The sequence below is a fragment of the Psychrobacter sp. NPDC077938 genome, assembly GCF_044542635.1.
In the GTDB taxonomy this organism is placed as follows: domain Bacteria; phylum Pseudomonadota; class Gammaproteobacteria; order Pseudomonadales; family Moraxellaceae; genus Psychrobacter.
Genome location: NZ_JBITUW010000007.1, coordinates 49,554 through 72,894, shown reverse-complemented (window position 1 = coordinate 72,894; position 23,341 = coordinate 49,554). Strand labels below are relative to the sequence as shown.

Here is a 23,341-nt window from a genome sequence, read left to right as displayed (position 1 = left end):
AGAAGTCTCCTTATTCGACAAAGCGGCCTTTGAGTGCAAATAAACCTTGTGGCCGTTTCTGAATAAACAGAATCACAAGAACCAACAACACAATCTTTGCCAATACTGCACCGATACCAATCTCAAGTACCGTACCGCTCACACCAAGTCCTAAGGCAGCCAATACTGCGCCCCATACTTGTCCGACACCGCCAACGACGACGACCAAAAACGTATCAATGATATAAGTTTGACCCAGATCAGGACCGACGTTGCCGACTTGGGCAAGGGCGCAGCCAGCCATACCAGCCAGTCCAGAGCCCAACCCAAATGCCATCATATCAATACGTGCAGAGGGGATACCGACAGCACGTGCCATTTGACGGTTTTGGGTGACAGCTCGTATAAACAATCCAAAGCGGGTTTTGTTGAGTAAGTACACCAAGAGTGCCACGACGATGACGGTAAAACCAATAATGGCAATACGGTTGTAAGGCAGTACGAGGCTTGATGACACCTGATAGGCACCGCTGAGCCATGCCACGTTACTGACTTCAACGTTCTGCGCACCAAAAATCATCCGCACCAATTGCATCAGAATCAGACTGACGCCAAAGGTCGCCAGTAAGGTTTCTAGCTCACGACCATATAGTGGGCGAATGACAATGCGCTCAATAATCATACCGATGATGGCACTAACTAAAAAAGCAGCCGGAATAGCAGCAAGCAAATACCAACCTGCCATATTCGGTATATAAGCTTGAAAGAAATTTTGAACCATATAAGTGGTATACGCGCCAATCATGATTAGCTCACCATGCGCCATATTGATGACGCCGAGCAAACCAAAAGTAATGGCGAGACCAAGTGCCGCTAGCAGTAAAATGCTGGCGGTACTCATACCAGTAAAGATATGTCCCGTCCATGTGCTGATCTCGATACGGCGTGACACGCTAGATTCAGCATCGATAAGTGCAGCTTTGAGCGAGGCATCTAAGTTATCCGCAGCGAGGGCAGATTCAATATCGACCAAAACTTGTGGGTTATCACTATCTGCAAGTAGATTGACCGCTGCAATCTGAGTGGGCAGGTCGCCGTTTTTGAAATCAATACGCGCCTGTAGAGCAATTAGTGCCTTTTTGACTTTAGCGCTGTCCTCATTTGCTGCAGCAGAGGTGATAATAGATGGATCTACTTGGTCAATATTATCGGCCAAAATCTCTACAGCTTGTAGGCGCTGTGCGGGCTTGTCAGATGCTAGTTTCACCTTAGCTTGACCAAAGATGAGCGCTGAACGTAGGGCATTGGTCAGGGTGATTTGTGATAAATCACTTGGCCAATCATCAGTCTCTTTTTTATCAGGATAAGTAAACAGCTGGTCATCTTTATTCAGTAGATACGTTTGCCCACCGTTGCCTTGATATAGCTCATCATTGGCAATGAATTCAACCAAACCATCTAAACTCTCAACGGATCCTGGCCAATCACTTAGCATGGCTTGGCGTTTACTAAAATCACCCGCCACGAATTGTTGAATGGCATCACCTGAGCCTGTAGTTGCTGTCGAAATATTTGAGGTGCTGGCTTGAGTAGAAGTGGCTACGTTGACAGGCGTGAGCAACGATTGCTCACTATGAGCGATATCCGTATCGTGGTCATGTACCTGACCATCATGATCGGCATACGCTGTGGTGGTGAAGGTTGTTATGCATAATGCCGTCAATGCAAGTAATCGCAGAGGCACATAAATTGAAAAACGAGCCGCATGCTGCATGACTTCACTGACTGATGCTTGTGGGTTATTACCATTTTTGGACGATGTTTGCCCTACAAACGGGCGTAAAGTATGGTGCTGCATGTGCGGCTCCCTGTTTTTCACAGACAACAAACCCTTAGCCACTACTGCCTAGCGTACTAAGCGATAGAAGTATTGATAAGGTTTGGCGTTATTTAAAAGTTGAGAATAAGTGTTAAAAATAAATGTGGAGAGTAGGCGGTGGGTCGCTTATTTATATCGTTTATCCATCCGCCTACTGTTCAATTACTATCCATGTTTTTTTCAGTACTGTCTTATTTAGGGAGTAGCCTATTTAGGAATGTACTCGCTCCATGGCTGTGCTTGGATGACTTCTGGCGTTTTGAAAATCGTATCAAACTGTCCGTCGGCACGGATTTGACCAATCATGACAGGCTTCCATAGGTGATGGTTTTCTTCATCCATTTTTAGCGTGTAGCCAGAAGGTGCGTCGAACGTTTGTCCCGCCATGCTAATACGTACTTTATCGACATCAGTCGTACCTGCTTTTTCGACAGCTTGCTTCCACATGTTGATACCGACATAAGTAGCTTCCATGGGATCATTGGTCACGACTTTTTCAGCATTTGGTAGTTTTTGGTCCAATGCATACTGCTTATAGCGTTTAGTGAAGGCACTGTTGGTTGGGTTTTTGATCGACATAAAGTAGTTCCACGCCGCCAAATGCCCTTGTAGCAGACTGGTATCGATACCGCGTAGCTCTTCTTCACCGACTGAGAATGCCATGACTGGAATATCTGACGCTTTGATACCTTGGTTCGCTAGTTCACGATAGAACGGAACGTTTGAATCGCCATTGATGGTCGAGATAACCGCGGTCTTTTTGCCCGTTGAGAATTTTTTGACATTAGATACGATGGTTTGATAATTGCTGAAACCAAATGGTGTGTACTCTTCCATGATGTCTGCATCAGCCACGCCTTTCGATTTTAGAAATGCCTTTAAAATCTGGTTGGTGGTGCGTGGATAGACGTAATCAGTACCTAACAACACAAAGCGCTCTGCACCGCCGCCTTCTTCGCTCATCAAGTACTCTACTGCTGGAATGGCTTGCTGGTTTGGTGCCGCACCAGTGTAAAAAATGTTTTCTGATTGCTCTTGTCCTTCGTACTGTACTGGATAGAACATCAACCCGTTTAACTCTTCAACCACAGGTAATACAGATTTGCGTGATACTGATGTCCAACCACCAAAGATGACATCTACTTTGTCTTGAGTGAGTAGCTGACGTGCTTTTTCAGCGAATAGTGGCCAATCAGAAGCAGGGTCGACAACTACTGGTTCGAGTTGCTTGCCGAGCACGCCGCCATTGGCATTGATTTCATCAATCGTCATCAACGCGGTATCTTTGAGAGAGGTTTCAGAGATGGCCATGGTGCCAGATAGCGAATGTAGAATGCCGACTTTGATAGTGTCGCCATCAGCAGCAGGCTCGGTGGTTGTTTCTGTGCTGGTTTCAGTTGTAGTCTCTGTTGATGCTGCAGTTTCGGCAGGTTTTTGACAACCAATAAGACTTAGGCTGCCAACGACGGCCACCGCTAGTAACGAAAAACGCGATTTGATTTTTCCGTGTGATTGAGGGTCTACTACTTGAGTATTGGCTAAAATTGGTAACGAAAACATGGACATCTCCTAATAAATATAAAAGGTAAAATAATGTTCCTGAACATCTATTAAGAGTTCAAGTTCCGTGCCAAGTTAAAAAAGCCAATAATCGAGTAATAATTGAGCAATAATTAAGTTCTGATTAATATATTCATTAATTTAGTGCAGGATAGTTAATAAATTGCACCATAAAGGGGAGAGGAACAAAAAAATGGTGCAATATTAAAAACCAAATTGTTAAAACTGAATAGCTGCCACATGAAGAGATTTATCGTTAAAAGTGCTTCTTAACAAAAATGCTGCTTGCTAAAAGCATTTATTGCCAAAGACCTGCAAAACGGCTACGGTAATATCTCTAAGATAGTTACTATTTTGCGCGTTGAGCCAATGCGTGGCTGCCGTGAGAGTTTTTACTGCTAAGGAATGATGTATGAACGCACAATTAACGGATTCGCCTGTCTCAACAGACCATGGCAGCGTATTACCGCCACTTAACCAAATGACTAGATTTGCTATCCTGCCATTTGTACTTGGTAGTAGTGCCGTCTTGGGATTATCTTCGGCACAAGCGGCCACCAGTAGTGTTGAGCAAGTGACCATTTATCAGGGGCTAGCGAGCGTGACGCGTGCATTGCCAATCAAAGGTAGCGGTGAGCAAACGGTGGTGTTTTCGTGCCTGTCACCTTATATGGATAAAGAAAGTCTAAGTGTACAAGCGACAGGTAGTATAAACATTGGGGAAGTCAGTATCGAAGAGCTGACAGGTGAACAGGCAGCCCAGTGCCAATATCAAGGTGATACCAAGGTACAGACGCAACAAAATACCCTAGCCAATATCAATGCTGAATTAGAAGCGGCACGGTTAGCAAAGGCCTACTTGCAGAATTTGACCAAAGCCACGCAAGTCAATACAGATAGTACGATTGCCAATAATGCCCGCGATATAGAAACTCAAGCGACCAGTATTAACCAAAGAATTTTAGAGATTCAACAGCGACAAGCGCGTGCCCAAGACGCACTGAATCAACTGATGGCAGGCAGTGCAACATCGACCTTTAACGAGGTGACACAGGTGAGTGTACGTACAGCAAGCCGCTCGCCAACTAGTATTAAGTTGCATTATCAAGTGCAAGGTGCAGGTTGGGAACCTGCGTATCAAGCTCGCCTAAACACAAACAGTGAACAGTTAAGTATCACAGCTTCTGCGATTATCGCTCAGCAAACTGGCGAGAACTGGACAAACGTACCACTGACACTTAGTACCGTTAATCCCAATCAAAGTACGACGGGGAAATTGCCGTATGTGCAGCGTCTGTCATTGTATGAAGAGAGCGAAGATGCTCGAGTAAGACGTGAACTACCTATGATGGATGCGTCCCCTGTTATGATGGAAGAGCCTGCTTATAACAAAGGTGCAGGCGCAGCTATGGCACCGCTACCTAATTTTACGGTCAGTAGCCAAAACAAGAATGGCATTATCGAGTATCGTTTACCGCAGTTGGTCAGTATTCCGAGTGACGGGAGACGCGTACGCACAGTGATTGGGGAGCAGGCAGGTAATAGTAAGCTCTGGATTCGCAGTACGCCAAGTGTTGAGACTGCTGCCTACTGGTATGCATCAGCGCCGTTTTTGACGCTGGACTGGATCGATGGTTCGTTACAGCTGTACCGTGATGACAACTATGTAGGTCAGTCACGTTATAATTATCAAGTGCTAAAAGAGCAGGGGATTGGATTTGGTCGTGATTCAAATATGCTCGTAAAAGAGCTGACCAATGAAGATAAGCAAGGTGAGAAAGGCGTGCTAAACCGTACGCAAACACTGACGACTACCAAGGCATATCAATTGACCAATCAGCACAATCGTAGCGTACGCTTGCAAGTACTGGGCAGTGAACCTATCAGTCGTGACGATAGTTTAAAAGTTGCGGTGACTCATACGCCGCCTGTAACTGAGCGAGATTGGAATGAAAATCAAGGCATGGTAACGTGGGAATTTGACTTACCAAGTAAACAGTCACAAGTAATACGTTCAACCTCCCAAATTAGTTATCCTGCCAATAAATTGTTAACTGGCAATTAATAAGTACTGCCTGTAAGTGCTACCTTATTAATAGGTAAAGTCAGGAATAATATTTTTGCCTTATTTTTACCTTTATTAAAAATTACCCGCATAACGAAAATTATTATAAAAGGAAAGCTATGTGTATTGTCGCTATTGCTTGGCAATTATTTGATGAGTTACCACTGGTACTACTGTCTAATCGTGATGAGTTTTTGCAGCGCCCAACTGAGCCGCTCCACCAGTGGTCTGACCAACCTATCTATGCTGGACGCGATAAGCAAAGCGGTGGCACGTGGTTAGGCATTCATCAGCAAGTGTCACCAGCGCAGAGTGCAGAGTATCATCAACAAAATGGTCGTTGGGCTGCAGTATTAAATTTTCGTGATGGAGTGCAGGCAAGCAGTGATGAGCGATCGCGGGGCGCACTGGTCACTGAATTCTTGACAGGGACTCTAAGTCCAATGGATTTTGCACGGCAGATTGATTTGCAAGATTATGCGGGTTTTAATCTGATTATTGGTGATGCTGTGCAAGCTGTGATCGTCAATAATCGTGGTCATGCACCCACGCCATTATATGCAGGTCTACATGTTATCTCTAACGGACAACCAGAGGACAGCTGGTTTAAGACAGAGCGGTTGCGCGGGCGACTACGTCAAGAAGTGCTGCCATTGATTGCGGAGGATAGTTCGCCTGCGTACTGGCAAGCGGCGGCTTTTAATGTCTTGTCAGATAGTATCAAAGCACCAGAAGACAAACTGCCTATTACTGGCGTGGCATTTGAAGTGGAGCAGATGTTATCGTCTGTTTATATTGAACCCGTCGCTTTTGGCGATACCAAAACCAGCAAACCTACTTATGGTACCCGCACTCAAAGCATCTTAACGTTGCGCAAAGAGAGCGATGCAGATTGTATTGCTAATATTATTAGCCGAGAGTTTGACAGTCATTCAAAGTGACCGTTAATAGATAATAAAAAAACACCCACGGTAATTGCTAACATTCTAGCTACTATCGTGGGTGTTTTGCGTTGTACTATTGAGTGACTCATTACATAAGCAAATGATTATTTTGCTCAGGAATGATCAGCTCTTGCTTTAGGGGGAGTTCGCGTACCAATTCTTGTAAGGCACGACGATAAACGCCTCGTTTAAAGTGAATCACTTGTCCGAGTGGATACCAGTAGCTGACCCATTGCCAATGGTCAAATTCAGGTTTCCCTTCATCAAAGCGGATATGTTGAGTATTTGGCTCATCTAAGCGTAGCAAAAACCATTTTTGTTTTTGCCCAATACATAAGGGGTGCTGACCATGACGTACATAACGTTTTGGCAAACGATAGCGCAACCAGTCTTGCGTGACTGCCAATAAGTCTACGTGACGCGGATGTAAGCCGACCTCTTCCCAGAGCTCGCGATACATTGCATCCATCGGCGTTTCCCCGCGGTCGATACCACCCTGCGGAAATTGCCAAGCGTTGTGACCAATACGTTTTGCCCACAGAACCTGCCCTTGTGTATTTGCCAAGATGATGCCGACGTTGGCGCGAAAGCCGTCTGCATCTATCATGACTAAACCTTTTAATTTGTTTAAAAATAGCTTGTTTTGACTTGAAACCGTGACAGCAATCGTAATTATTATAAGGTGATTGTTATCGATATCCGCTCAAAACAAGATTTATTACCGTTATTAAACCAAGAAACAAGCAAAATGTGTAACAGTATTTTGCTATAAAATGTTTCACGAGTTTTACCTTTTAAAATCAACTATTTATAAATAGACTTTTGTAGGTTTTCATACGGCATTTTTAGGCAAGTGTTGAAGAGTAGTAATAGGCACATGGATATACGATTATTCAGTAAACTATCGAACTCTACTATTTCGATATGTATAAAGTGATAAAAGCACAGATTTCACTGGTGAGTTAATAGCAAAACAATGAGCCTATAAAATCTTGCTTTGGCTTATGCTACACTAGCTGGGCAATATATCATTCACACAATAATAATAGGCAATACGCCATTTAAAATAAGGAACATCTGCAATGTCAGAATCAAAAGCAAGCGTCATATGGCAAGAGAATAAAGCCTTTATGGGTGTGTCACCATCAGGACATAATGTACAAATCGATGCTGATAAAGAAAAAGGCTCAAGCCCAATGGAGCTGATTTTGCTAGGACTTGGCGGCTGCGCTAGTTATGATGTCGTAGAGATTTTACAGAAATCACGCCAAGCAGTGACGGATGTACGTTGTGAGCTAACCGCCCAGCGCGCTGAAACTGTACCAGCGGTCTATACTGATATTCATATGCATTTCGTTGTCACTGGTCAAGATGTCAAAGAAAAACAAGTCGAAAAAGCTATCCAGTTATCAGCAGAAAAATACTGTTCTGCCAGCCGTATGTTAGTAGCAGGTGGGGTCAATATCACCCATGATTTCGAAGTGGTTGCAGGCTAGGGACTTATATAATGATAAGTGCATTCTTTGAGTTGGTAACTGATAAAGTGGCGTCTGCCATTTTAGCCATGGTGGTAGCAAGCCTACTACCATGGGCGGTGTCAGTCGTTGCAAAAGTATCTGGTGGCTTTAGAATCAGAAATAATGCACATCCTCGCGAATTTTTTCAAAATGCAACAGGCATGGCAGCACGTGCTAATGCAGCACAACAAAACAGTTATGAAACCTTGCCAGTATTCTTGGCAGCAGTATTGGTAGCGATGCTTTTCTTTGTACCGCAGTCGATTATCAACGTATTGGCTTGGCTGTATGTGATGATACGAATTGGTTTTTGTGTGGCGTATATTACTAACTTGGCAATGTTCCGCTCTATCCTCTGGGTACTATCAATGGCATGTTGTCTGATGCTATTTTATTTAGCGATACGAGTCAGCGTCTAGGGCATGTCCTCAATTCAAACGACAGTTATCTAAACGGATTAAAAATGGCTAAATTTTGCCAAACAGCGTCAAATCGCTTGCTAGTATCTCGATATTATCTACGCTATTTTTCTCGTTTGACGGCAATTTATCTCATTTTTATCTCCATTTTTGAAATGAGGACACACCCTAATAAAAATACCCGTAACTACCGAAACGCTCAAATACAAGCAGGTGATTAATCTCGTACGCTTGCTTGTAGGGCGCTAATAATCACCGCTTTGTTTTTTTCTCGTTTAATACCTTCCCACATTGTTTGCGCCTCAACATAGCCTTTGGTGAGCATACCTAGCCATTGCTTATATCGACCAACTAACACTACATCGTTCTTTGCTTCACCTTCCAAAAATTTAATCTGATGGGCAATTAAGTCTTGCCATGACAATGTAGCCGTATTCTCTACGCTGTTAGTACTTTTTTCAGTATCATTATCAACCTGTGCGACTAAATCAGGACGTGTTACTGCGCCGCGACCTAACATCAAATGCGGCGTACCTGCTTGCGTCATACAGTTTTGCGCATGCTCAAAGTTCCAAATTTCTCCATTGGCAATGACTGGAATATCGAGCGCATTAAAACTCTGAATTTTATCCCAATAGGCAGGTGGCTTATAGCCTTGGGTTTTGGTACGTGCATGGATGGTGAGCCAATCAGCGCCACTGTCGTTAATTGCGCCTCGGATATCATCCATTCGACTGGTATCGGTATAGCCTAGACGAATCTTAGCTGATACTGGTATATGGGCGGGAACGGCTTGACGTACGGCACTGATAATCTGATACATGGTTTCAGGTTCATCTAACAATACAGAACCACCGCGATGGCTATTTACTGTTTTTGCAGGGCAGCCAAAGTTGATATCGATAGCAGGTGCACCAAGCTCACAAGCGTACGCGGCGTTTTCTGCCATAAGCTGCGCTTCGCTACCCAAAATCTGTACATGAATGGGCGTGCCCGCGGCCGTTTTGGCATCATGATGTAGCTCAGGCACATATTTATAAAACACATGTGCAGGCAAGATGTGCTGAGTGATACGGATAAATTCACTGACCGACCAATCATAAGGACGACCCAAGTCAGACGCAATTTGAGTTAAAATTTGGCGCATTAATGGATCGGTCAAGCCCTCCATAGGCGCGAGCAAACGCACGGGAGTCGCAAATAACTGATTAATAGTATTTTGACGTTCTTGAAGTTGCTGGCTATTATTCATGCTGGTGATTCACTGCTAAAGGGTCGTTATAAGAGAGATTGAATAAAACTTGAGGCTGACAGAGGTGTAGGGTAATTAAGTATTACCAAAAATCACTTTTTTGCCCGTCTGTAATCCTGATATCAAGTCTTTAATATTATGAATATCCAAATTGCTTTGCGCGCGAGTACAGGCGACATAAAGCAAACGCAGCTCTTCTGGACTGATCTTGACCGCATTGGTGGTCACATCGTAGTAAAAATCATCATCTAATTGCACTTTTCCCCATTCTAGCCCTTTGGCTTTATGAGCGGTGGAGATGACATAGTCAGCATTTTCGATACTGGTGAGACTATTGACTGCTTGGCTCAAGACGTTGGTACCGTGGTCATCGACCAGTTTGACCAGTGTTTTGAGATCGCTACCCTCATTGGTTTCGGCATACTCTTGCACATCACCCCAGTTATAAAAATACGCCAGCTCAGGTACACCGTAAGCCGATTTACCATTTTTTAAGTTTTCGGCTGCCTGACAGAATTTGAGCATACGGTCGGTATCCGCTTGTAGCGCCACGCGATGTCCGTGCTTTAGCCCTGTCAACAGTTGTGACATGGCAGCAGCATTGGTACGGCACAAAATAGCATCTTTTTTGCTATGTACCATGCCCTTATCGGTAGAAGACTGCTTATTCGGGTTACCTTTTAGCGGTACGTCCTCTTGTAGTGCTTTTAGTAGAGTATTGGCCACTTCTGCAATCGGCTCACCAAAGCGAAAAGATTGCGTCAATAATGTCTGCGGTAATGGCAGCTTTTTCATCGCATTGACCGCGCCGCGCCATTCATAAATCTGCTGATGGGCATCGCCCACATAGATGACTTGTCTCGACTGCTGGGTCAAGATACCCATCATCAATGGATCAGCATCTTGTGCTTCATCAAATAAGATAAAGTCCGCTGGGATACTAGGCTTAGACAACGCCCAAAGCTTGAGATAAATATCATGGCCAATACCAGCAGGGTGACGCGCATCAATCGACTGTAACCAGCGCTGCTCAACAGCAGGGTAGAGCATTTCGCGCAGCTGCTCTGCATCTGAGTCATCGAGCCAACTTGGGAACAGTATGTGCCTTGGCGCAGGGTAGCTGGCATGCGTGCTGCAAAAATTACTTACTGCATCGCTGACGAAACGCGATAGTCGTGCGGGTGTCAGCGTAATGTATTTATTAACCCCATCCATTTGTCGACGTACTTGTACAGGCTGTAGTCCTAAATCATCACCGAGACGCTTAGGTGAAAAGCGCGGCAAAGATAGCTTGGCGGTAATATCACGAGCAACATGACGATAAGCTAATGAATGAAAAGTACGGCACTCTACATGCGGCGGAAACTTTGACCGAGCATCATTGGCAATCGCTTTGTTAAAAGCCAGATACAGTCCGCGGCCACGTAAGCGCTCACCGATTAGCTTGAGCGTCGTTGTCTTACCGGCGCCCGCATAAGCAACCACTTTAAACGACTTATGATCCATCGCCATATTCAGCGCGCTCAGCTGCTCGTCAGTGGGATCGCTCATATAAGCTGGCATAGATGCGGACATAATAAAGCTACCTAAATACAAAAATTGATTAAAAATAAAAGGGGCAAAAAAAGCCACTGGGTAAACAATGGCTTATAGATGGTGGTGATGCTAAAACGTGATAATAAGCAATCAGCTTACTAATGAGGCAAGAATAAAACGGTGTAATGGTAGTTTAACGCATAGCTATATGTAATCAATAACTTTATTTTAGTCTAGATTAGACTGGTAAGTGTTTTATTCTTTGTCTGTCGATACGAGAGTAGGACTGGGCTCTTCTTTGATTAAAATCTTCGCCAAAAACAAACCAAGCTCAAACAGCAACCACATCGGAATCGCTAGCATGAGCATCGATACGCCATCTGGCGGCGTGACAACGGCAGCCACAGCAAAACAGCCCACAATGATATAACGACGTTTTTCTTCTAAGCTCTGAATGGAGACAATACCTGCCAATATCAATAGCAAAGTGACAACTGGAATCTCAAAGGTTAAGCCGAATACCATAAATAATTTTAAGGCAAAACTGAGATAGCTGTCGATATCCGTCATGGGTAGTACGTTTTGCGGGGCAAACATGATAAAGAACTTTAAGACCCCTTTGAGCACAATAAAGTAAGAAAAAGCCACACCAGCATAAAACAAAAATATAGAAGATAGCAGCACTGGAATAGCGATTTTCTTTTCTTTCTTGTACAAGCCGGGCGCTACAAATGACCAAATTTGATAAAGGATATAGGGCATCGCCAAAAACGCGGCTACGAATACGGTCAGACGTATCGGCGCCATAAAGTTTGACGTGATATCAGTGGCAATCATGGTCGAGTTGGCAGGTAACTGCGCAACTAGTGGATCAGACAACAAGTTATATAGCTCGCGCGAATAGCCGACCAAGCCTAAAAATATTATCAGTACAGCCACACATATTTTGATCAAATGCCGACGCAGCTCAATCAAATGCTCAGTAATAGGCATATCGGCCAAAGGGCTTAAAATATCATCTGATGATTCGTTTTGAGTGCTATCAGTTGTTGCTTTATCGTCTTGATCAATGCCATCTAAAGCAGGAGTATCTGAAATCGCGAGTTTTTCTTGGCGGCTTTTTTTGCGTTTGAGTAGTTGCATCAGTCAGTCTCCTGCTTATGGTCAGAAGTCTGCATGTTGGCAGGACTGTTGAGTAGGGCATCCGCTTTATAGTTTGGCACGTATGGCGGCATTGGAAGCCGACGTGCTTTGTCATAAGCGCCAAGTCGAAACCACATGTTTTCCCACGGTCGGGTAGTGATGGTCTGAACAACTGGTGCTGCTTTGGCGTTGTCACTCACATTTGCATCATCTACATTTGCATCATTTATATTGTCACCGCTGTGACCGCGCTTCGATAATTGGCTATTTTCTAATGTATCTGGCTGCTCGTCAGTGGCATAAGCATAGTCGAATGCTTTTGGTGTGGCTGATTGCTGCTTTTGTGTGCGGCTATTTTTATGAGCTTCGTCACCCTTGCTGTTTTCAGCATTCGTAGATGTTTCAGAAGCTATCGAAGCAGGACTATGCGAGCTTTCAAAAGCTTTCATATTACCGCGCATCTCAGCCATCTCGCGCCTCATTTCGGCTTCGGTCTGGCGAATTTTGGCGAGTTCTTTCTGCATTTGCTGACGTGTCTCAGCCAAGTCAAGCTCAGCCTCTATTTCAGATTGCAATGTTGAGACTGTGCGGCGAATTTTGGCGTACCATTGCCCAGCCGTGCGCGCTGCCTGTGGCAGTTTTTCTGGGCCCAGTATGATTAGGGCGATAACGCCAAAGAGAAGTAGTTCAGAAAACCCGATATCAAACATAATGGTCCGATGTCACTGTTTAGATGCTATACGTTATGCTTATCATCAACCTTGGTGGTTGAGCGCTCTTCAGTGTGTGCCGTCGCATCGTGGTCAAGAACCGCGTGTTTTTTGGCATGCTCTGTATTTTCATCTTTAACAGCTTCTTTAAAGCCTTTGACAGCACCGCCCAAATCTTTACCAGCATTTCTGAGTTTTGAGGTGCCAAACACGACAACGACAACGACCAATAGTATCAGCCAATGTGTAATAGAAAAACTACCCATAATGGTATCCTTGTGACTTGGTTTTGTGACTTGGTTTTGTGACTTGGTTTTCAGTCTTTATATGCCTGCTTTTAGTTTGCAAAAAGGTCTATCTAGCAAACAAAAAGCATCGACATATAATGCGAGATAAAACAGAGCTATATTATAACCTGCACTTATTACAAATAGGTGAAAGCAACAATAATCCAATAAAATAGACGTTTATTTTTTATTTAGGCTTATCTAGCGGCTTTTTCATCGATACCTGATAACCCAAAACGTCTGCCTAGCTCGTTTAATACGGCGTCCGACTCTATATCAAACCAGGCCAGTCCGACTAAGGTATGGAACCAGACATCGGCGACTTCATAGATCAGCTCATGACGCGCTTCATCGTAGCTTGCTTTGTCTGTACTCTCATCGCAGTTAGCAAAATCTTTGGCAGCGATGATACTTTCTGTGCTCTCCTCACCAACTTTTTCTAATATCTTATTTAATCCTTTGGCGTACAGGCTGGCCACATAAGAGCTGTCGGCATCGGCTTGTTTGCGCTCTGCTAATACGCTATCAAGTTGCTGCAATACAGAGGCTTTATCGACTTGTGCTTGAGCAGTATCAGTTTGTGCTTGGATGGTATCAGAGTCAGTATTCGCACCAGTGTTTTCAGTTTCACGAGTGTCGCTAGTAGATTCATGAGAATGATAAATATCCGCAGGGTCTTTTAATACTTTATCGACAGTTTGCCATTCAGGCGTTTGACCTGATAAATCCAAACGCTGATAAAAGCACGACTCGCGTCCCGTATGGCAAGCAATGCCGCCAGCCTGAGTGACACTAAGCACAATCACATCTGCATCACAGTCTAGACGAATATCATGTACGGTTTGCGTATGACCTGATGACTCACCTTTATGCCATAGCTTGGCACGTGAGCGCGAAAAATAAATCGCTGTCTGTGTTTGTGCAGTGAGCTGTAATGCTTCTGCATTCATCCACGCCATCATCAAAATACGACCTGTCTGATGATCTTGAGCAATTGCAGGAATCAAACCATCATCATTGAAAGTTACGGCAGTCAGCCAAGCAGGTAAAGTCATAATGTATTTGTCGTCTTATAGGTAGAAAGTGAAAAAAAGTGATAAGCAATTATACTACTTATGATTAAAGCGGGGAGATTATCTGAAATGCTCTGTAATATGCTGACAGCTCGCAATATGATGTCAACTAAATGCGCTATAGAGTGCAAGTATGCTAAATGACAGCATACTACTTGTACTCAAGCGATTCTATAGTCTAAATAAATGTGGATACAGCGCTTCTTTGATCGTATTATCAAGCTTAGTCACTTTATTGAGGTTAAAGTCGTAACCTCTAAAATGCTGGCGCGCTTTTGCTACTATCTCGCCCGTGTGCATCCGTGTGACTTTTAGGATTATATTACCGCCATTATCATATATTGGCTCAACACCAACTTCAAATAACAACTCTTCTCGTACGCGGATACGGCTAACAATATCTAGCTGCAATTTATCAATAATCAAGCCTTGATGGTCTGCGTTGATTTCCTTGACACCTTTAGCATATAAAAATCTTAGCCGTGCTTCGGACAATAGCGCTGTCAGAGATTCGACCGTCATATGCTGTCCTGCGTCGGCTTCCGTATGACGCACACGCATCACTGTCTCAAAAACAAACAAGTCGTCGTCGAATACTAACTCTTGTTTTGACACACTATCTCCTAGAGTGATGGCCAAAGATTATTCTATTTATCATGCTGTAGGTTAGTAGTACTGTTATCGTTATAGCTATACATTACAGCGTAAATACTCATGGTAAATAAGCTGTTTTAATGGTGTTTATATGAAGATATAGCTTAGTCTCTACTTAAGCACAGCTTAGGCTGACATTCAATCTATTTGGATAAAATTCAGCCGTTTTATTAAGGCTTTTAAGAGAGCTGCTATCGCTTATTTGATGCTGATTACTTGTCTATACTGTCTACTAAAACCTTGCCAAAACTTTACTTGGCAAAACAAGGCACTATCTGCTAAAATAGCGCCTCCCACCTCGAGGCAAATAGAGGTTTAGTGGTTATTTATATAACGATTATTCAGTATGACTATTTGACGACCAGGTTCTAAAACAGAAAAAGAGGCAAATCATCATGAAAGTTAAGATGAAAACCAGAAGCGGCGCAGCTAAACGCTTCAAAAAAACAGCGAATGGCTTCAAGCGTAAGCAAGCATTCAAAAGCCATATTTTGACCAAGAAATCAGCTAAGCGTATTCGCCAATTGCGTGGTCTTAAGTTGGTGCACAAGTCTGACGAAGCAGCAGTTCGTCGTATGTGCCCATACATTTAATAGCCTACCGTCATCTATCTTTGATTGAAAATATTTGACTTTGCAATCTGACAATGATGTTTGTTATTTAACGGCATCATCACTCGCTTAACAGTGATTAAAAAATCTTGGAGTAAATTATGGCCCGTGTAAAACGTGGTGTACAGGCAAATCGCCGTCACAAAAAAATCTTAAAGCGCGCAAAAGGCTACTACGGTGCCCGTTCACGTGTTTACCGCGTAGCGGTACAGGCAGTGACCAAAGCTGGTCAATATGCTTATCGTGACCGTCGCAACAAGAAACGTACTTTCCGTCGTCTTTGGATCGCACGTATCAATGCTGGTGCACGCTTAAACGGCTTAAGCTATAGCCGCTTCATCAATGGCATGAAAAAAGCAAACATCGCAATCGATCGTCGCGTTCTAGCAGACATCGCTATGCATGATGCAGCGACTTTCACAGCATTGGTCGAAAAAGCAAAAGCGGAATTGGCCTAAATATTAACCGTCCTTTAGGTATGATGCTTTTAAATAATGATTTATAAGCAATTGTCTAAATGGATAGGACTAATATTGATTAATAGTATGATATTAATAAAAGCTACCGCTGGTCGGTGGCTTTTTTTATATTAAATTATTTTAAGCGTGCTCTATATTGAACTTTGTCGAGCAAAAATACGCTTATCATCGTCTAAATATTCAAGCCATTCTTATAACCAGCCTTTATATCAATCTTTTATATAAACATAGTTGGATAAATGGTTTGCAATATTTGGTCAAATCCCTACAATTAATAGTCCGTTCAAATCAGGAATAATGCGTCTTATGACTAACCCTGCTGCCACCAACGACTTGTCGGCGCTACCGACCTTGTCTTCAGAGCTCAATGAGCTTAACGAAGCTCAGCTTACCGAATTTGCAAATGCTGCTGAAGCTCTAATCCTACAAGTAACTGATGCGCGCACACTACAAGATTTGCGTGTGCAATTGACTGGTAAAAAGAGTCCGTTAACGGGCTGGTCAAAGCAGATGGGCAAGCTTGATGCTGATGATAAAAAAACTTATGGCGGCTGGTTGCATCAAGTACGTAGCCGCATTCAGCAAGCACTAACAGACCAACAGCAGCAACTAGAAGTCGCAGCGCTCAATGCCAAGCTAGAAAGCGAGAGTATTGATATCACTTTGCCTGCTCGTGGTGGGCAAAAAGGTCATCTGCATCCAGTAACTATGATTACTCAGCGTATGCAGCAGTATTTTATTCAAGCGGGCTTCAATGTCGCAACTGGCCCTGAAGTCGAGAGCGACTACTATAATTTTGAAGCGTTGAATATCCCGTCGCACCATCCTGCGCGCGCGATGCATGATACTTTTTATTTCGATGCGCATTATCTACTGCGTACGCATACCAGTCCTGTCCAGATTCGTACCATGGAAAAAAATGAGCCGCCGATTCGCATCATTTGCCCAGGCCGTGTTTATCGTAACGACTCAGACCAAACTCATTCGCCGATGTTCCATCAGCTAGAAGGCCTTATGGTCACCGAGTCGAGCACTTTTGCTGAGCTAAAAGGTTTAATCAGTGAGTTTCTAGAAGCATTTTTTGCCAAAGAGCTGACCGTACGTTTCCGTCCGTCGTTTTTCCCATTCACTGAGCCGTCTGCAGAAGTGGATATCTTAGATGACAATGGCAAGTGGCTTGAAGTAATGGGTTGCGGCATGGTGCATCCACAAGTATTGACCAATTGCGGTATTGATAGCGATAAATACACTGGCTTTGCTTTTGGTATGGGTATCGAGCGCTTTGCGATGCTGTATTACGGTATTGATGACTTGCGCTTGTTTTTCCAAAATGACGTGCGCTTCTTAAAGCAATTTGGCTAGAGTTTTCTTTATACCTATATAGTCAGTTCAAGATAATTTAGATCTAAGGAAGGCGTGTGAAAGTGCTACCAATTGTAGACTGAGCGAGCCTGACGCTGTATCTAGTTTATATAGGATTGACTATAGCAAGTGAATTCGCCAAGCTTTACTCCAACATCTTTATTATAAAATTCTGATCCGAGATATTTATGAAAATTAGCGAACAGTGGCTACGTCAGTGGGTAAACCCTACAAATACTAGCGAACAGTTAGCCGAACAGTTGACTATGGCAGGTCTTGAGATTGATGATCGCTATGCGGTTGCCCGTGCTTTTAGCGGTGTGGTTGTCGGTGAAGTCATCAGCATTGAGCAGCATCCTGATGCAGATAAATTACGTGTTACTCAGGTAAATATCGGTGACGCTGAGCCATTACAAATTGTCTGCGGTGCTCCTAACGTGACCGTCGGTATGAAAGCGCCAGTTGCTACCGTTGGTGCGGTATTGCCAAGCGATGATAAGAAAGGGTTTAAAATCAAAAAGAGTAAGCTACGCGGTGTGGCCTCAAATGGCATGCTATGTGGCGCTTCTGAAATTGATTTAGTCGATGATATAGATGGCTTGCTTGAGCTGCCTGAAGATGCACCAGTTGGTACAGATATTCGTGAATATCTAGGTTTAGATAATCAAGTATTAGATATCTCAATCACCCCAAACCGTGGTGATTGCTTTAGCGTACGTGGTATCGCTCGTGAAATATCTGTCATCAACGACTTACCTGTACAAACGCCAGAAATCTCGGCCAATACCGCTGGCACTGCCGCAACACCAGCTGTGACAGTCAATGCAAAGGAAGCGTGCCCTCGCTATCTGCTGCAGTCGATTAGCAATATTGACCGTAGCATCGATACGCCGAAATGGATGCAAGATGCGCTGGTACAATCAGGACTACGTTCACACAATTTCTTGGTAGATGTGACCAACTATGTATTGATGGAGTTGGGTCAACCGTTACATGCGTTTGACGCAGACATGATCGAAGGTGATATCGTTGTACGTTTGGCAAAGCCTGATGAAACCATTACTTTGCTAAATGAACAAACCGTTACCTTGACGGGTGATGAGCTTGTGATTGCTGATGACAAAGGTGCCTTGGCACTGGCTGGTATTATGGGTGGTCAGCGTAGCAGTGTCACTGATAGTACCACCAATATCGTTGTAGAAAGTGCTTTCTTTAATCAGCTAGCCATTGCTGCACGCGCACGTCGTTTCGGACTACATACGGACGCATCACAGCGTTTTGAGCGTGGCGTCGACTTTGAATTGCCAGCATTAGCGTTGGCACGAGCTTGTGATTTAATCACCAGTATTACTGGCGGTGAAGCTGGACAAATAGTCACGGCCGAAAACCTTGAGCATTTGCCAGCACGCGCACCGATTACATTGCCAATCGCGAAAGTTCGTGATGTCATTGGGATTGATATTGAACCAACTGAGATGGTACGTATCTTGACCCAATTGGGTTTTGACGTAGAGCAGCAGAGCGATTCACTAGTTTGCAAGCCGCCATCTTATCGTTTTGATATGAGTATCCGCGAGGATTTAATCGAAGAGATTGCTCGTATCTATGGCTATGACAATATTCCAAGCGTCCTGCCACATTTGCAAGTAAGTATGGATTATGATGATACTGCGGATTTGACCCATGAGATGAAGCTCGCATTGGTCGACAACGGCTATATGGAAGCGATCAGCTTTAGCTTTAGTGATGCAAAACTAGAAGCATTGCTTGACGACGAAGCGCTAGGGGAGGTATTGGCACTGGCAAACCCTATCTCTAGTGATCTAGCCGTTATGCGTCGTACCTTGCTATCGAGCCTACTGCCTTGCGTGCAATATAACTTAAATCGTCAGCAGCCACGTGTACGTTTCTTTGAGACAGGTCTTAGCTTTGTTGGACAAAGTATTAGTGACTTAGTGCAAACACCAAGTATTGCTTTAGTCGCAGTTGGTGATATATGGAGCGAGCAAGCTTATCAAAACCGTGCCTTAGATTTTTATGACCTAAAGCATGATATTGAGCAGTTATTACCAGCACAAATCGATAGCGCACGTATTCGCTACGAGCGTAGTACGCTGAGCTTCCTGCATCCAGGACAAAGCGCTGAGTTGTATATTGATGATGTATATGTTGGTTGGTTGGGTCAGTTGCACCCAAATACTGCTAAGCAATTAGATCTGCCGACTACCTGGGTCGCTCAATTGTCACTGGCACCGCTATTGACGATTGCACGTGAGCAGCATGCTATCACGACACCAAGCAAGTTCCCACAAGTACGCCGCGATATTGCTATCTTGGTAGACAGTGACATCAGTTTGCAGACGCTAGAGACAACCGTGCGAGCTGCAGCAGGTAATATGCTGATTGATCTTTGGTTATTTGATGTCTATCAAGGTGACAAAGTACCAGCAGGCCAGCGCTCACTAGCGTTTGCACTGATATGGCAAGATAGTACGCAAACGTTGTCTGACGAAGCCGTCAAGACTGCCACAGATAAAGTGGTACAAGCGCTAACTGACCAGCATTCTGTACAGCTGCGCGACAGCTAACATTTAGTAAGTATTATACCCAATGCTCTGTAGTCTTTTTACCATGAGGCTACGGAGCATTGCTATTCATAGAATAAGTTAAGTGGTTATTAATAAAGGATTTTAATGAAGACTTTGTTAAAAAATGGTCAAAAAACCTTTATAATAGCTAGCCTTAACCCTCATACCGCTAAACCATGATATTCGACATCACGACATAGCATAGGAGTCGTACTGTGAGCACCTTAACCAAATCTGACATGATTGAGCATTTGATGAGTCACCTAAACCTAACACGCCAAGAAGGCCGCTGTCTGGTGGAGAACTTTTTTGATGAGCTGTCAGAGAGTTTGATTGATGGCAAAGAGGTCAAGCTTTCAGGCTTTGGCAACTTTGAGCTTAAAGATAAAAACAGCCGTCCAGGCCGTAACCCGAAAACAGGGGAGCCTGTTGCAGTATCCGCGCGCCGTGTGGTTACTTTTAAGACAGGGCAGAAATTTCGTCAGAAGGTTGACGAGCGTTTGTTTGATAGCTAATACCTAGTTTGGCACTGCGCTGAACGATAGTGTGTCTGTTTTATCGTGAGTTTATAAGAATGCTAGTGCGTATTTGCACTTAGTTATTTTTGCGTACATCTATATATTTCGATATTGCAGCACGCATCGTATATTAGAGTTATCTATAAAGTAGGAACCTACTAAAATCATAAATGATAGACATAAAAAAAGAGAGCATAGGCTCTCTTTTTTTTACTACAGTTTATCTATTGTATGAACAATAAATTACTGAGCTTCTTCAACTACTACTTCGTCAGAAGCTTCAACAGCAGCAGTATCAGTTTCGCTAGCTACGTCTACGCTAGTGGTGTCGCCGTCTACAGGAACTTCAGCGTCCATTTCGTCAGTAGCAGTTGCTTCTTGAGCATCAGCGATGTCAGCTTCAGCGCCAGCAACAGCAGCGTCAGCATCAGCAGTCATTTCGCCTTCAGCAGCAGCTTCGTTTAGCTCTTCAGAAGCGTCTTGCACTTCTTCTTGCGCGTCAGATAAATCTTCAGCAGCGTTTTCTTTGCTGCTATCACAGGCAGTAAGGCCCATAGTTGCAGTCATGATACCAGCTAGAGCAAGTAATTTAAGTTTCATATGGTTTTCTCCGGAAAAATGAAATGAGCAGTAGCAGCAACAAAGGTCGAAATCCGAGATTTCTCAGAATTCAACTAGTCTTAGTCACAGCTACTCAGCTTCCACGCATTCTATAGGTTTTCTAAGTAAATAGAAATAGCCTGTACAATTAAGTAACAATAAAATTTAAAATAATATTTTACTTTGGCTATCCGATATACTTTTTAATACAAGAAGCCAGATTAATCGACGTATAATCAATAACATCAGAGGGATTGAGCCCTTTTTTAGTTATCATCTTTTGTCTCGAATTGTCGATATTAGCCTCGTTTTTATGGATAAGAATTGAATTAAATAGTCTGATTATCGTCCTATATTACATAAATCCTAGTTAAGTTAGCAATTTTATAAGTTTCTACTTGCTTTTAGGGTAGTAGACTAGATCATAGCGTAAGTTGACTGGCTAAATAACATATAACATAAGTAAAGATTAATAGAAGTAGTGGCTAATAGAGATAGTAGTTAATAGAAATAGTGAATCAATCTATATTTGAGGAATAAAATTATGAAATGGCAAGGTAGACGAGGCAGCTCGAATGTGCGCTCTAGCACAGGTGGCGGTAAGATGATCGGTGGCGGTATTGGGGGTATTATTATAGCTGGTATTTTATGGTTGGTATTTGGGGTAAACCCAATGACCGCATTACAGACAGGACAGGCGGTCACAGGTGGTAGTAGTGAGTCATCTACTGAGCTGGCAACCAGCACAGACCGAGACACGCAATTTGTAAAAGTTGTACTGGCAGATACAGAAGAAGTCTGGCATCAAATCTTTAATGAGGCTGGTAGCACTTATCAAGAGCCGTCATTGATTTTGTTTAATGGTCAAGTCAGCTCAGCATGTGGTAGTGCTAGCTCTGCAACGGGGCCATTTTATTGCCCAGGGGATCAGACTGTTTATTTAGACACGTCATTCTTTGTAGAGATGCGTCAGAATCTTGGTATTTCAGGCGATCAGCAAGGCTCTGGTGGTGAAGAGAACCAAGGCAAGGCTGGCGATTTCGCACAGGCCTACGTGATAGCACATGAGGTAGGTCACCATGTACAGACGCTATTGGGCATTAGCCAACAGGTCAATGAAGCTCGTCAGCAAGTGACTCAAGCACAGTCTAATAAGCTATCAGTATTGCAAGAATTGCAAGCGGATTGTTTTGCCGGTGTATGGGCTCAGCGCAATCAAGAGCGCGTACAGTTTTTAGAAGCTGGTGATCTTGATGAAGCGGTGAATGCAGCTAGTCAAATCGGTGATGATCGTCTGGCGAAAGCGAGTGGTGGTGCAGTAGTGCCTGATAACTTTACTCATGGTACCAGTCAACAACGTGTCGAATGGTTCACTCGTGGTCTAGAAAGCGGTAATGTACAATCTTGTGATACGTTCAGCGGTGCACTTTAATAGACATATATATTAATAATCGTGTATTTGACTAACGATGTTTTTTAAGGTTGATGTTTTTTATTATAAGTCTAGTGCATGGACTTATAATCAAAATTAAGACATAAAAAAGCCTGCAACGAATTGCAGGCTTTTTTATCATCTTTTATCTGATATTACTCAATCAATTATCAAGTAACATCAGCGTAGAAAGATTTAGTTGTTGTCAAGAACATAACCACCAGCACCGCCAATCGCTGCACCAGCCAATGCGCCACGAGCGATATCTTTGCTGTCACCTTTACTTTTAATAAGAGCACCAGCTGCTGCGCCAGCAGTAGCACCTTTAGCAGTGTTGCTCATACCGCTATAAGAGTTACAACCAGTCATGATTAGTGCTGAGCTAGTAATTGCAGTCATTGCGATCGTTTTAGCAAATTTCATATTATCACCTATTAAGTCATCAAGTTTAAAATACAATACCTTCAAAATACTGTGTCCATGATATTTTCAAGTATATTCCTACTGTCTGTCATAATAGTCGGTTACTAATAATATAGTCGTAGTAAAAACGCTAAACTTTGCAAACGAGATGTAAGCGATGTTGCCGTACTGTATCATCAGCAACGCCTGTGAACGACAGTGCGGATTACGTCCTAATGGGTGTAACTATTAATACTTCGATACTGCTATAAAAAAGACTACCTATAGGTAGTCTTAATATCAAATCAAAGCTGAATATGACTGGTAAACT

22 protein-coding genes are annotated in these 23,341 nt (G+C 43.4%); 10 read left to right on the top strand and 12 right to left on the bottom strand.

Translation table 11 applies throughout. The features are described 5' to 3' along the window. Positions 1 to 10 precede the first annotated feature (10 nt). Positions 11 to 1,837, bottom strand: coding sequence for an urea ABC transporter permease subunit UrtB (gene urtB / locus ACIGBM_RS11955; protein ID WP_397477891.1), 1,827 nt, complete (start codon positions 1,835 to 1,837; stop codon positions 11 to 13). 228 nt (positions 1,838 to 2,065) lie between these two features. Further along, positions 2,066 to 3,418: an urea ABC transporter substrate-binding protein gene (gene urtA, locus ACIGBM_RS11950; protein WP_347163574.1), complete on the bottom strand. Its 1,353-nt coding sequence runs from the start codon at positions 3,416 to 3,418 to the stop codon at positions 2,066 to 2,068. A gap of 412 nt (positions 3,419 to 3,830) precedes the next feature. Here urtA and ACIGBM_RS11945 point away from each other — a divergent pair, with 412 nt between their 5' ends. Together ACIGBM_RS11945 and ACIGBM_RS11940 are read left to right on the top strand one after the other, a co-directional pair. Then, positions 3,831 to 5,483 (top strand): DUF4139 domain-containing protein, encoded by a 1,653-nt coding sequence (locus ACIGBM_RS11945; RefSeq protein WP_397477890.1) that lies wholly within the window; start codon positions 3,831 to 3,833, stop codon positions 5,481 to 5,483. A 119-nt stretch (positions 5,484 to 5,602) separates the two neighbouring features. Next, positions 5,603 to 6,424 (top strand): NRDE family protein, encoded by an 822-nt coding sequence (locus ACIGBM_RS11940; RefSeq protein WP_397477889.1) that lies wholly within the window; start codon positions 5,603 to 5,605, stop codon positions 6,422 to 6,424. A gap of 91 nt (positions 6,425 to 6,515) precedes the next feature. On the opposite strand, the gene ACIGBM_RS11935 is transcribed toward ACIGBM_RS11940, so the two are convergent. Next, entirely contained in the window at positions 6,516 to 7,034 is a 519-nt protein-coding gene (locus tag ACIGBM_RS11935) for an RNA pyrophosphohydrolase (RefSeq protein ID WP_057761956.1), read from the bottom strand. A 475-nt stretch (positions 7,035 to 7,509) separates the two neighbouring features. On the opposite strand from ACIGBM_RS11935, the gene ACIGBM_RS11930 reads away from it, so the two are divergent. Both ACIGBM_RS11930 and ACIGBM_RS11925 read left to right on the top strand, forming a co-directional pair. Next, on the top strand, positions 7,510 to 7,923 hold the full coding sequence (locus ACIGBM_RS11930) for an OsmC family protein (RefSeq protein ID WP_102093887.1): 414 nt from the start codon (positions 7,510 to 7,512) through the stop codon (positions 7,921 to 7,923). Between the two features lie 11 nt (positions 7,924 to 7,934). Then, positions 7,935 to 8,363 carry an MAPEG family protein gene (locus ACIGBM_RS11925; protein ID WP_397477888.1) on the top strand — a complete coding sequence of 143 codons (429 nt, stop codon included), beginning with the start codon at positions 7,935 to 7,937 and terminating at the stop codon, positions 8,361 to 8,363. Positions 8,364 to 8,580: 217 nt separating this feature from the next. On the opposite strand, the gene ACIGBM_RS11920 is transcribed toward ACIGBM_RS11925, so the two are convergent. The 7 genes from ACIGBM_RS11920 to ACIGBM_RS11890 form a co-directional block, all read right to left on the bottom strand. Then, positions 8,581 to 9,615, bottom strand: a complete 1,035-nt coding sequence (locus ACIGBM_RS11920) for a tRNA dihydrouridine synthase (RefSeq protein WP_397477887.1) — start codon at positions 9,613 to 9,615, stop codon at positions 8,581 to 8,583. Between the two features lie 75 nt (positions 9,616 to 9,690). Beyond that, positions 9,691 to 11,190, bottom strand: coding sequence for a UvrD-helicase domain-containing protein (locus ACIGBM_RS11915; protein WP_057761950.1), 1,500 nt, complete (start codon positions 11,188 to 11,190; stop codon positions 9,691 to 9,693). Positions 11,191 to 11,406: 216 nt separating this feature from the next. Beyond that, on the bottom strand, positions 11,407 to 12,294 hold the full coding sequence (tatC, locus tag ACIGBM_RS11910) for a twin-arginine translocase subunit TatC (RefSeq protein ID WP_397477886.1): 888 nt from the start codon (positions 12,292 to 12,294) through the stop codon (positions 11,407 to 11,409). Further along, positions 12,294 to 13,004, bottom strand: coding sequence for a Sec-independent protein translocase protein TatB (gene tatB / locus ACIGBM_RS11905; RefSeq protein ID WP_397477885.1), 711 nt, complete (start codon positions 13,002 to 13,004; stop codon positions 12,294 to 12,296). The genes tatC and tatB overlap by 1 nt, the downstream gene beginning before the upstream one ends. A 26-nt stretch (positions 13,005 to 13,030) precedes the next feature. Then, the gene (gene tatA, locus ACIGBM_RS11900; RefSeq protein WP_057761945.1) at positions 13,031 to 13,270 is read right to left on the bottom strand and encodes a Sec-independent protein translocase subunit TatA; all 240 of its coding nucleotides are present in this window, start codon (positions 13,268 to 13,270) and stop codon (positions 13,031 to 13,033) included. A gap of 218 nt (positions 13,271 to 13,488) precedes the next feature. Further along, positions 13,489 to 14,346, bottom strand: a complete 858-nt coding sequence (hisI, locus tag ACIGBM_RS11895) for a phosphoribosyl-AMP cyclohydrolase (protein WP_397477884.1) — start codon at positions 14,344 to 14,346, stop codon at positions 13,489 to 13,491. 189 nt (positions 14,347 to 14,535) lie between these two features. After that, positions 14,536 to 14,979 (bottom strand): thioesterase family protein, encoded by a 444-nt coding sequence (locus tag ACIGBM_RS11890; RefSeq protein ID WP_102093896.1) that lies wholly within the window; start codon positions 14,977 to 14,979, stop codon positions 14,536 to 14,538. A gap of 434 nt (positions 14,980 to 15,413) precedes the next feature. Between ACIGBM_RS11890 and rpmI the strand changes: the two genes are divergently transcribed. The 5 genes from rpmI (at position 15,414) to ACIGBM_RS11865 (ending at position 20,573) form a co-directional block, all read left to right on the top strand. Beyond that, complete coding sequence (gene rpmI, locus ACIGBM_RS11885) at positions 15,414 to 15,611, top strand: 50S ribosomal protein L35 (RefSeq protein WP_057761939.1); 198 nt, start codon at positions 15,414 to 15,416, stop codon at positions 15,609 to 15,611. Positions 15,612 to 15,730: 119 nt separating this feature from the next. Then, on the top strand, positions 15,731 to 16,087 hold the full coding sequence (gene rplT / locus ACIGBM_RS11880; protein WP_011281252.1) for a 50S ribosomal protein L20: 357 nt from the start codon (positions 15,731 to 15,733) through the stop codon (positions 16,085 to 16,087). 327 nt (positions 16,088 to 16,414) lie between these two features. Next, a complete protein-coding gene (pheS, locus tag ACIGBM_RS11875) occupies positions 16,415 to 17,470 on the top strand; it encodes a phenylalanine--tRNA ligase subunit alpha (protein WP_201608011.1) in 1,056 nt (351 codons plus the stop codon). 188 nt (positions 17,471 to 17,658) lie between these two features. Further along, positions 17,659 to 20,058 carry a phenylalanine--tRNA ligase subunit beta gene (gene pheT / locus ACIGBM_RS11870; RefSeq protein ID WP_397477883.1) on the top strand — a complete coding sequence of 800 codons (2,400 nt, stop codon included), beginning with the start codon at positions 17,659 to 17,661 and terminating at the stop codon, positions 20,056 to 20,058. A gap of 215 nt (positions 20,059 to 20,273) precedes the next feature. Beyond that, the gene (locus ACIGBM_RS11865; RefSeq protein ID WP_057761935.1) at positions 20,274 to 20,573 is read left to right on the top strand and encodes an integration host factor subunit alpha; all 300 of its coding nucleotides are present in this window, start codon (positions 20,274 to 20,276) and stop codon (positions 20,571 to 20,573) included. Between the two features lie 246 nt (positions 20,574 to 20,819). On the opposite strand, the gene ACIGBM_RS11860 is transcribed toward ACIGBM_RS11865, so the two are convergent. Further along, on the bottom strand, positions 20,820 to 21,176 hold the full coding sequence (locus ACIGBM_RS11860) for a hypothetical protein (protein WP_165598186.1): 357 nt from the start codon (positions 21,174 to 21,176) through the stop codon (positions 20,820 to 20,822). Positions 21,177 to 21,720: 544 nt separating this feature from the next. Here ACIGBM_RS11860 and ACIGBM_RS11855 point away from each other — a divergent pair. Beyond that, entirely contained in the window at positions 21,721 to 22,608 is an 888-nt protein-coding gene (locus tag ACIGBM_RS11855; protein WP_101204903.1) for a neutral zinc metallopeptidase, read from the top strand. A gap of 195 nt (positions 22,609 to 22,803) precedes the next feature. On the opposite strand, the gene ACIGBM_RS11850 is transcribed toward ACIGBM_RS11855, so the two are convergent. Beyond that, complete coding sequence (locus tag ACIGBM_RS11850) at positions 22,804 to 23,031, bottom strand: hypothetical protein (RefSeq protein WP_057761930.1); 228 nt, start codon at positions 23,029 to 23,031, stop codon at positions 22,804 to 22,806. Between the last annotated feature and the right edge of the window lie 310 nt (positions 23,032 to 23,341).

Bases quoted from the DNA above. Each gene is read 5' to 3' on its own strand.
- urtB (WP_397477891.1), bottom strand. From the start codon at position 1,837: ATGCAGCACCATACTTTACGCCCGTTTGTAGGGCAAACATCGTCCAAA.
- urtA (WP_347163574.1), bottom strand. From the start codon at position 3,418: ATGTTTTCGTTACCAATTTTAGCCAATACTCAAGTAGTAGACCCTCAA.
- ACIGBM_RS11945 (WP_397477890.1), top strand. From the start codon at position 3,831: ATGAACGCACAATTAACGGATTCGCCTGTCTCAACAGACCATGGCAGC.
- ACIGBM_RS11940 (WP_397477889.1), top strand. From the start codon at position 5,603: ATGTGTATTGTCGCTATTGCTTGGCAATTATTTGATGAGTTACCACTG.
- ACIGBM_RS11935 (WP_057761956.1), bottom strand. From the start codon at position 7,034: ATGATAGATGCAGACGGCTTTCGCGCCAACGTCGGCATCATCTTGGCA.
- ACIGBM_RS11930 (WP_102093887.1), top strand. From the start codon at position 7,510: ATGTCAGAATCAAAAGCAAGCGTCATATGGCAAGAGAATAAAGCCTTT.
- ACIGBM_RS11925 (WP_397477888.1), top strand. From the start codon at position 7,935: ATGATAAGTGCATTCTTTGAGTTGGTAACTGATAAAGTGGCGTCTGCC.
- ACIGBM_RS11920 (WP_397477887.1), bottom strand. From the start codon at position 9,615: ATGAATAATAGCCAGCAACTTCAAGAACGTCAAAATACTATTAATCAG.
- ACIGBM_RS11915 (WP_057761950.1), bottom strand. From the start codon at position 11,190: ATGTCCGCATCTATGCCAGCTTATATGAGCGATCCCACTGACGAGCAG.
- tatC (WP_397477886.1), bottom strand. From the start codon at position 12,294: ATGCAACTACTCAAACGCAAAAAAAGCCGCCAAGAAAAACTCGCGATT.
- tatB (WP_397477885.1), bottom strand. From the start codon at position 13,004: ATGTTTGATATCGGGTTTTCTGAACTACTTCTCTTTGGCGTTATCGCC.
- tatA (WP_057761945.1), bottom strand. From the start codon at position 13,270: ATGGGTAGTTTTTCTATTACACATTGGCTGATACTATTGGTCGTTGTC.
- hisI (WP_397477884.1), bottom strand. From the start codon at position 14,346: ATGACTTTACCTGCTTGGCTGACTGCCGTAACTTTCAATGATGATGGT.
- rpmI (WP_057761939.1), top strand. From the start codon at position 15,414: ATGAAAGTTAAGATGAAAACCAGAAGCGGCGCAGCTAAACGCTTCAAA.
- rplT (WP_011281252.1), top strand. From the start codon at position 15,731: ATGGCCCGTGTAAAACGTGGTGTACAGGCAAATCGCCGTCACAAAAAA.
- pheS (WP_201608011.1), top strand. From the start codon at position 16,415: ATGACTAACCCTGCTGCCACCAACGACTTGTCGGCGCTACCGACCTTG.
- pheT (WP_397477883.1), top strand. From the start codon at position 17,659: ATGAAAATTAGCGAACAGTGGCTACGTCAGTGGGTAAACCCTACAAAT.
- ACIGBM_RS11860 (WP_165598186.1), bottom strand. From the start codon at position 21,176: ATGAAACTTAAATTACTTGCTCTAGCTGGTATCATGACTGCAACTATG.
- ACIGBM_RS11855 (WP_101204903.1), top strand. From the start codon at position 21,721: ATGAAATGGCAAGGTAGACGAGGCAGCTCGAATGTGCGCTCTAGCACA.
- ACIGBM_RS11850 (WP_057761930.1), bottom strand. From the start codon at position 23,031: ATGAAATTTGCTAAAACGATCGCAATGACTGCAATTACTAGCTCAGCA.